Consider the following 2,701-nt stretch of genomic DNA (forward strand, 5'->3'; position numbering starts at 1 on the left):
TAGAGATTTTTGTAGAAGCCTCGGTTCTGCTGCGTGTTGTATTCGTCCGAGCGATGGGCTTCTGAACCCTTCTCTCCGCCAATAATTAGCACCGCGCTGCCATCGTCTTTCATCGCCTCAAGCGATCGCCAGGCAATGACATGATCTAGCTGTGAGCTGTTGATAGGGGTCGCCTCTGCGCCAATGGTGAAGCGCTCAGCTCTACCCTCTTTGCGCCTGCGACCAAACGGCGGATTCGCAATCACCACATCCTGACTGCGCGGCTCCGGGCGGTAGCTCGTCGCATCGTTCTGAGTGACGCGGTAGCCCTGTCGCCGCAAGTCGGCAGCCCGGTTATCGTCCAGCTCGTTGACCGTGGCCTTCTCTGGATTGGCTTCTAGCAGCAATGCTCCGTGTCCGGCTGTCGGTTCGTAGACGCTGCTTTCCTGAGTCACACCGGCGAGCTGTGACCCCAGGTAGGCGATCGGCATTGGCGTGCTGTACTGCTGGCGCAAAATCGAGGTCGATGAACGAGTCCCCAAGCGCGGCTGGCGCTCATACAGGTCTACGAGCTGCTCGAACGTCTCCACCGGCGATCGCCCTTGCTCCTGGCCCTGCTCTACTATCTGACGGCCCGCTCTGACGAGGCCCTGTTCAATCGCTTCCTCAGTCGCCTTGGCTAATGGGCTGCCGCCACTGACGCGCCCTCCCAAAACCTCAGAGGCGACCTGCCGCGCCTGGACGATACTCTCAAAGCGATCGCCTGCGAGCAAACGCTCCTGGAACGTACTGACAAGCTGACCTTGTTGCTCCTCGCTTAAAGCCATCGCTCAGCTACGAAATTGCCTGGAAGTACACAGGGGCCGGTTCATCATCGAAGTGAACCGTTAGAAGACCTGAACTGCGGCGAACAGAGCTCTCTAACACGATCTCACCGTCTTCAATCCGTAGAATCTGCCGCCCGTTCCAGTAGAACGACAAAATCTCCGGCTCCAGTTCTAGGAGTTTCTGGATAAAGGGATGCATTACGCTGCTGCCTCGACCGGCTCAGACGGCTGCGGGTCACTATCCTCACTGTCATCATTGACAATGTTGAGCACGATGCGATCCACTTCCATTTGCACACCCGCACGCGGAGAGTTATCCGTGCTCGTGATGTAGGGAGAGACCCCTACTGGCCCGATAGCCGTGATTAAGCTGCCGGTCTTCAGATAAGGCAATACGCTCCAGGTGCTAGAGCCTTCCCAGATAGACAACCGCACTCGAAAGCTACCGTCATTGGTCGGCTGTTCGGCATAGATAGTCACTTCTGCTACCTGAGTCTCCTTACCACTGCGAGTCGTCACCGATTTGATCTCCGGCTCGGCAGCAATGTTTCCAGCAATCGTTAAGACGTTGAGATTGCGGGTACTCATTATTTTTCCTCCTGTTTACTTCAACTCGCGATTTACACATTCACGGCCTGTTTCAATTCGCCATACTCAGGACTCCAGTAGCCATCATCAGTTTCAAAGAAAGCCACCTCTGAGCAAGCCTGCTGTCTTTGCTCATGGCAACGCAACATCGATTTAACTTCTCCCTCTTTCGGGTAGAAATGCTTCTCCAGGGATCCCTGACACACGGGACAAGGGACCTCTGTCACCTCATCGTCTGGAATATCACTCTCGCCCAGCTCACCATACTCAGGACTCCACCAAGCTCCTCTAGACTCAAAAAATGCCACATCCGAGCAGCCCTCTTGCGCCTGCTCTTGCAGGCTTTCAGCATTGACGTTGTGGCAGCGCAATAGGGTCTTGAGTTGACCATCCTTTTGATAGGAATAGGTTTCGAGTTTCCCGTCGCAGACTGGGCATTGAAAATCGGTTAGCTCGCTTGCATTTTGCTGATTCATATCGGTATATTCCTCTTGAACAACGACCTGCGCTGTTGTCAGCGCGGGCTGAAAATACTCGCTATTCCACTGGCACAGATATCGCTGCCAGTCTTTCTCTCCCTCTGAGATCGCATCTAGAGCCGCTTCCATCTCGGCAGTGAAGTCGCTGCTGAGCAGGTCGGGCACGGTGGCTGCTAGCACCCGGTAGGTTTCCATCCCCAGCTTGCTAGGGGCAAGTTTTCGCTTAGAAATATGCACGTACTTACGGCTCTTGAGCGTCTGCACCGTGGCCGCAAACGTAGAAGGGCGTCCCACTCCCAGCTTTTCCAAGGTCTGCACGAGCTGGGCCTCACTGTAACGCGGTGGGGGTGAGGTTTTACGCCGCTCTGATTTGCTCTGGGCCAGCTCTAGCGCCTGACCTTCTTTAATCTCTGGTAATGCCTCATCATCCTTGAGGTTGTTCCAGTAGCGGGCATAGCCCTCAAATTCAACTATCTGGCCCTTAGCCTCCCAGTACACACCGCCAGACTCACTCACAATGCGAGTTTTGGCAATCCGCGCATGACGGCAGCACGCGGCGATCGCTCGGTGCCAGATCAGGCTATAGAGCTGATACTGCTTTTCCGATAACGCCTGACGAACGCTATCTGGATGAATGTCTAAGTGCGTTGGACGGATAGCTTCGTGGGCCTCTTGTGCCCCTTTCTTAGCCCGGTATGAGGCTGTCTGCTCCGGTATGTTCTCCGCATCATTCACCTCTAACCACCCTTTAGCCGTGGCCTTGAACTCATTTGAGAGCACTGGGGCATCAGTGCGGTGATAGGTAATCAAAGACTTACGGCCCTGCGG

At 55.0% G+C, this 2,701-nt stretch carries 3 protein-coding genes and 1 pseudogene; all 4 read right to left on the reverse strand.

Annotation, left to right across the window (positions count from 1 at the left end; genetic code table 11):
• A pseudogene (locus tag QJQ48_RS27655) lies at positions 1-806 on the reverse strand (strawberry notch C-terminal domain-containing protein); the annotation flags it as partial.
• 7 nt (positions 807-813) lie between these two features.
• Positions 814-1,005 (reverse strand): hypothetical protein, encoded by a 192-nt coding sequence (locus tag QJQ48_RS27660; RefSeq protein ID WP_346294437.1) that lies wholly within the window; start codon positions 1,003-1,005, stop codon positions 814-816.
• Complete coding sequence (locus QJQ48_RS27665; RefSeq protein WP_346294438.1) at positions 1,005-1,394, reverse strand: single-stranded DNA-binding protein; 390 nt, start codon at positions 1,392-1,394, stop codon at positions 1,005-1,007. The genes QJQ48_RS27660 and QJQ48_RS27665 overlap by 1 nt, the downstream gene beginning before the upstream one ends.
• A 32-nt stretch (positions 1,395-1,426) precedes the next feature.
• Positions 1,427-2,701 (reverse strand): DNA topoisomerase (locus tag QJQ48_RS27670; protein WP_346294439.1); only part of this gene is annotated, 1,275 nt, incomplete at its 5' end.

The organism is Sphaerothrix gracilis Ecp01, from assembly GCF_030405905.1.
In the GTDB taxonomy this organism is placed as follows: domain Bacteria; phylum Cyanobacteriota; class Cyanobacteriia; order Phormidesmidales; family Phormidesmidaceae; genus Sphaerothrix; species Sphaerothrix gracilis.

What these genes read in the sequence shown, in the direction of transcription:
- QJQ48_RS27660 (WP_346294437.1), bottom strand. Translation starts at nt 1,005, where the DNA reads ATGCATCCCTTTATCCAGAAACTCCTAGAACTGGAGCCGGAGATTTTG.
- QJQ48_RS27665 (WP_346294438.1), bottom strand. Translation starts at nt 1,394, where the DNA reads ATGAGTACCCGCAATCTCAACGTCTTAACGATTGCTGGAAACATTGCT.